The sequence below is a fragment of the Methylobacterium cerastii genome, from assembly GCF_022179125.1.
GTDB classification, from domain to species: domain Bacteria; phylum Pseudomonadota; class Alphaproteobacteria; order Rhizobiales; family Beijerinckiaceae; genus Methylobacterium; species Methylobacterium cerastii.
The window spans coordinates 1-4,419 of sequence record NZ_BPQG01000089.1 but is presented as its reverse complement, the minus strand read 5'-3'; the positions used below and the strand labels follow the sequence as shown (position 1 = coordinate 4,419).

Annotated in this window: 7 protein-coding genes; 3 read left to right on the top strand and 4 right to left on the bottom strand. The window is 64.4% G+C overall.

What is annotated here, in order from left to right; all coding sequences use genetic code 11:
• Positions 1-132: 132 nt before the first annotated feature.
• Positions 133-549, top strand: a complete 417-nt coding sequence (locus MFF13_RS23425) for a UCP034077 family protein (RefSeq protein ID WP_238273070.1) — start codon at positions 133-135, stop codon at positions 547-549.
• A 21-nt stretch (positions 550-570) separates the two neighbouring features.
• A complete protein-coding gene (locus tag MFF13_RS23420; protein WP_238273069.1) occupies positions 571-813 on the top strand; it encodes a hypothetical protein in 243 nt (80 codons plus the stop codon).
• 199 nt (positions 814-1,012) lie between these two features.
• Here MFF13_RS23420 and MFF13_RS23415 read toward each other — a convergent pair whose 3' ends face one another.
• Entirely contained in the window at positions 1,013-1,366 is a 354-nt protein-coding gene (locus tag MFF13_RS23415) for a ribbon-helix-helix domain-containing protein (protein WP_238273068.1), read from the bottom strand.
• Positions 1,366-2,019 carry a nucleotide-binding protein gene (locus MFF13_RS23410; RefSeq protein WP_238273067.1) on the bottom strand — a complete coding sequence of 218 codons (654 nt, stop codon included), beginning with the start codon at positions 2,017-2,019 and terminating at the stop codon, positions 1,366-1,368. Before MFF13_RS23410 ends, MFF13_RS23415 begins: the two co-directional genes overlap by 1 nt.
• A gap of 483 nt (positions 2,020-2,502) precedes the next feature.
• Between MFF13_RS23410 and MFF13_RS23405 the strand changes: the two genes are divergently transcribed.
• The gene (locus MFF13_RS23405) at positions 2,503-3,243 is read left to right on the top strand and encodes a helix-turn-helix domain-containing protein (RefSeq protein WP_238273066.1); all 741 of its coding nucleotides are present in this window, start codon (positions 2,503-2,505) and stop codon (positions 3,241-3,243) included.
• Between the two features lie 258 nt (positions 3,244-3,501).
• On the opposite strand, the gene MFF13_RS23400 is transcribed toward MFF13_RS23405, so the two are convergent.
• Both MFF13_RS23400 and MFF13_RS23395 read right to left on the bottom strand, forming a co-directional pair.
• Positions 3,502-3,729, bottom strand: coding sequence for a hypothetical protein (locus tag MFF13_RS23400; protein WP_238273065.1), 228 nt, complete (start codon positions 3,727-3,729; stop codon positions 3,502-3,504).
• Positions 3,730-4,136: 407 nt separating this feature from the next.
• The coding region (locus MFF13_RS23395; RefSeq protein WP_238273064.1) for a hypothetical protein at positions 4,137-4,419 on the bottom strand (283 nt) is incomplete at its 5' end.

Here is a 4,419-nt window from a genome sequence, read left to right as displayed (position 1 = left end):
GTCGGCTATCCGACCGTTTTCCTGACATGATAGAATTGAGGCCAACCGCGAGATCGTTCCTTCGCGGCTGATGTCGGGAAAATGCGACTGGAAATCAAACGGCGGGAAAAAAGTGTTTCGAGAGCCTGACAGGTGAATATCGGGGCGTTTTTCAACCTGGCCTTTGTCCTCATGCGCTCCCTGATGCTCGCCGTGCCCCTGCTCTTCGCTGCCGCTGGCGTGAGGGCTGAACCAACATCCACGCTGGACGGGATGTGGCGGCTCCTCGGCTCCTGCGCGCAATCCGTAGGCGGCCCAGCTGCATCGGTCAGATCGGAAGTGACGCTCCTCTTCAGCATCAAGCGGGACGGCAGCTTGCAGGGGAAGCCGAGGATCACGCACTCCAAGCTCGTCGGTGACGAGGAGGCTCAGAAAGCCTTCCTTTCCGGCGTGCTGACATCCATCTCGCGCTGCTTCCCGTTGCCGATTACGGACGGGCTTGGCGGCGCTGTCGCAGGTCGTCCGCTACGGATACGTGTGATGAACCGCCCGAAGGAGCGAGGCATTTAGGTTCGCGCTGTCGAGGATGTCGTGGCCAAGCTCGTCTACACACGCCTGCAGGATCAGCCGCGCGAGACGTACTTCGTAACGAGGGGGTCTCTGATCGTTGGCCGCATCGATTGTATCTTTGCCGGCTCTGCAGCAGCCGAGCAGTGGATGTGGGGCATGCAGCTCGATATCGGTGCCGCACCTTATCGGCGCGGCGCGACCGTAAGCTCGCTGGAAGAGGCTGTAGGCGCCCTTGAAGCAGCCTGGTGCAGCTGGAAGCTTTGAGCAGGTCTGCAGGACAGCGACGGCACGCAACCTGTTCCCGATGCGTCAGACCACGCCCGCATTGGTACCGGTCGCGCCCTTCCCAGAACGTAGGATCAAAGTGCAACCCTCTCTTTGGATAGGCCTTTAACTGAGTCTGCATCGCCGATGCGACCGAAGATGACGCGTCAACCTGTCAACACGTCAGCGCGGTGCGGCGTCATCGCGTCCTCGCGATGCGGCCCTTTCCCTTCTTGGCGAGAAGGTCGTCGATCGCCTCCATCATGACGTCCTGTGTCGTCATATCAGCGTCGAGGCCGACCAGCTTTATCATCCGGTAGACCTCAGGTTCGACCCACACGGTGATGCCGCGCGCGCCCTCGCGCGTAGTCGGACGCTTGGTCTTGGCTGGCTCGGCAACGACGGCCTTCGCAGCTCGGCGACGTGCCGCTGGCGGCGAGGTCGCCTCAAGGGCCGGATTGACCTCGACGGCTTCGGGAAGCTCATCACGGCGTCCGGTCGAAACGCTGTCGGTCACGGCGGCCCGAAGGCTGAAGCGGGGTGCTGCGCTCATCACGCGGCCTCGATGCTATCAGTTTGCGAAAGCGAGAGTCTCATGAGGTCGGCTGTCCACCGGAACAGGTGATCAATCTCCGAAGCCGCCCTGCCCCCGGGTTCAATCTCCTGAGCTGTCCGGCCGGGGATGAAGCCGCGCGCGTATGAGACTCGCTGATAGACCGCACCCGGGTAGACGGGGACATCGCGCTCTCGCAGGCCGGCGCGCGCTTCCTCCAAGTCGAACTCGGTCGAGGTGTTGCACGCGTTGAACACGACCCACGACGGCTTGCGCGCGATCGTTGTGAGGTCGTGGGTCTGTCCGATGGCGTCGATATCGAGGATCGAAGCGCGGCACGGGATCAGGATCAAGTCGGCAGCCTTGCAGGCCACAAGCGCGGGCCGGTCGGCGTGCGGGGCGCTATCGATGATGAGCAGGTCGAGGCCCCCGGCAGCGCCCTGCGCCTTCACGTGGTCAAGTTGCTCAGCCGAGGTTACGACCGCCTCAGGATGGTCCTTGCGACGCTCGCTCCACTTCCAGGCCGAGGATTGCGGGTCAAGGTCGGCGATAGCGACCTGAAGGCCGGCGCGATGAGCGGCGACCGCAAGGTGCAGCGCCAGCGTCGTTTTACCGGCGCCTCCCTTCTGAGAAACGAGGGCGAGCGTGTGCATCGCGTTGACCTTCTGACAGTGTGACGGGCAGACAACCTGCCGAACCATCGCGTCCACAGGTTTACACTTCATCAACGCAACAGGATGACGATGCAACCCGTCAGGCCGTCGGAGCGTCAGAGTGTTGACACGTCATCACGTCAGTCCGACAACGTGTTTTAGCGTTGACTTGTCAGAGGAAGGGCAGCTTGGCTGCGACGTTGACTTAACCGTCTTCGCTGGCCGACATGAGCCCTTCCGGCATGCGGCTCAGAGCGAGTCGTGAGCCGGCATCAGGAGAGATCACCGCCGCGAGATAGACCCTGAAAAGCCAACGGCCCCACCCCGGCAAGGGTGAGGCCGTCGAAAACCTGGGGCTGTGAGGCCCGCATCGCTGCCCCTCACAAGCCACATGATTCCCTCGAGAGTCAAGACGGAACGTGTTTTCGTCAACGGGAAGGCTTTGCCTGGACCCTGCCCGCGGCCCGTAAGGGACCGTGACCGTTGTTCTATGAGGAGATCCGCCGACAAGCGGAGGCGGCCCCGCGCGTCGCGTTGCCGGCCGTGGCATCCGCGCTGTGGAAGGCGTTCGGGGAAGGGCACGTGTCTGAGGCCGAGGCCGAGGCGCTGTCAGGGCTGATCGAACTTCGGTCGATCGCCCCGGCACCCGTAGAACGGCCGCGGAGGTCTGTCGGCTCTCGCCCTCGTACGGATGCCTCGATGGAGCGCCGTCGCCGCTGGGCGGCATCTGGGCGTCTTCCCCCGGGCCTCGCGGCACGGTTCACCCTGGCGGAACAAGCGGTGCTCGCCCTCGTGGCGGCCGAGACCGTCCGGCGCAAGGACTGCCGCCTTGCTGTCGGGCACCTCGCGGCGATTGCCGGCGTCGCCGAGACGACGGTGCGCAATGCGATCCGTGAGGCGAGGAAGCTCGGCATGGTGACGGTCGAGGAGCGGCGGGTAACAGGCTTCCGGAACGACACGAACGTGGTGCGTATCGCGTCGGCCGAGTGGACGGCCTGGCTGCGGCTGACCCGCAACTCGCCCTTCCCCCTAGCCGCGCCTACCCTCTCGCTTCAAGGGGGAGGGTGCAAATCCGCAAAGCGCACGCATACTCCTAGTTCTAGACCTGTGAATTCGGACGCTCAGAAACCTGAAAAGGGCTGCCGACAAGCGGCGGGCGACCCTGCGGACAGAGCCACTCAGAGAATCCGGGCGGTGGGTAGGACTAGTCGAGCCATGCGGTAGCCGCAGGCGTCCGTTCGTCATGGCGGACGCGTCTCGGATCTCGCAAGGTGCTATGCCGCCGGCCTCTCGACGCTCGCGCGCCGGCGGCGGTCGCGAACGCCGACAGGCTGCCCAGCACAGAGAGCACGCGATGACAGGCCGGTGCGGGCCAGTTCCTTGCACCGTGCCCGTGACGCCTCGGGCCGGGTGATCGTGTGAAGGTCGGTGACGCGGGGAACAGGAACCGTAGCGCCGGCCTATGGCCTTCCCTTCGCCTGCCTATTGTAGGTGGCGCGGATCAGCGTTTGCCCTGATCCAACGCGGCGAGAGGATGTCGCCATCCTCGGTGATGATCCAGGGCTGCGCATCGTCGGCCTGGATGCTTTCGGCCGCTGCGGCGAGGGCTTCGCGCAACGTGGAGAACGCCCGCCCGCGTGCGGTATGAGCTGGCCCGTCGGACGGCCAGACGGTCAGCTCGGCACGCTTGTCGAGGTCAGCGAGTACCATGCACATGCTCCGGTTCATCGCAGGAGCGGAGATGCTTACCGCTGCACCGTGATGGGCATGTGGCGATCCGATTGCTGATCCGTGTCACGATCATCACGGGTCCGTGGGCTGACACGATGCCACGTAGTCGGGACGAATGGTGCGACGCACTCCATATCTATTGCAGCGCACTCGAAAGACGGTTCGGCCGCTTCGCAATCAATGGAGCACGTCTCATGTCGAACCTCGAAGATCGCAAGGCCGGCCGCCTCCCGCTCGTTCCGGAGGCGATGGCGAACACGTACGCAGATGTCGTGGCACGGCTGCACCGGGTACGCCTTCCCAAGCGCCCCCTATCAGCTGATCGTTCGCTTCCGGCGGTGGGATCGTTCCACTGAGGGAGAAGGCGTCTTCGCCAAAGGCAGGGGCTACCGGGCCTTGACGACCCTGATCCCTGCCTTCCGCCGGTCGACCCGCAAGCCGATCGCCCCCAACTTTCCTGCAATCCCGGTTAGGATCTCGCGCAGGTGTTGCACGTCCCGGCAGGCCGTCCACTCGTCCAGCGTCAGTTCCGGGCCGGTGACGCAGAGCACGCTGTTCGTGACGGAGCCGAGGCTGTAAAGGGCGGACCAATTCCAGGCTGCTGTGGCGGAGTAAAACCAGGTCAGTGGCGGCCGGCAGCTTGAACGATGAAGGGGCCCGATCGGGCCC

Coding starts and splice junctions, on each gene's coding strand:
- MFF13_RS23415 (WP_238273068.1), bottom strand. CDS start 1,366: ATGAGCGCAGCACCCCGCTTCAGCCTTCGGGCCGCCGTGACCGACAGC.
- MFF13_RS23410 (WP_238273067.1), bottom strand. CDS start 2,019: ATGCACACGCTCGCCCTCGTTTCTCAGAAGGGAGGCGCCGGTAAAACG.
- MFF13_RS23400 (WP_238273065.1), bottom strand. CDS start 3,729: ATGGTACTCGCTGACCTCGACAAGCGTGCCGAGCTGACCGTCTGGCCG.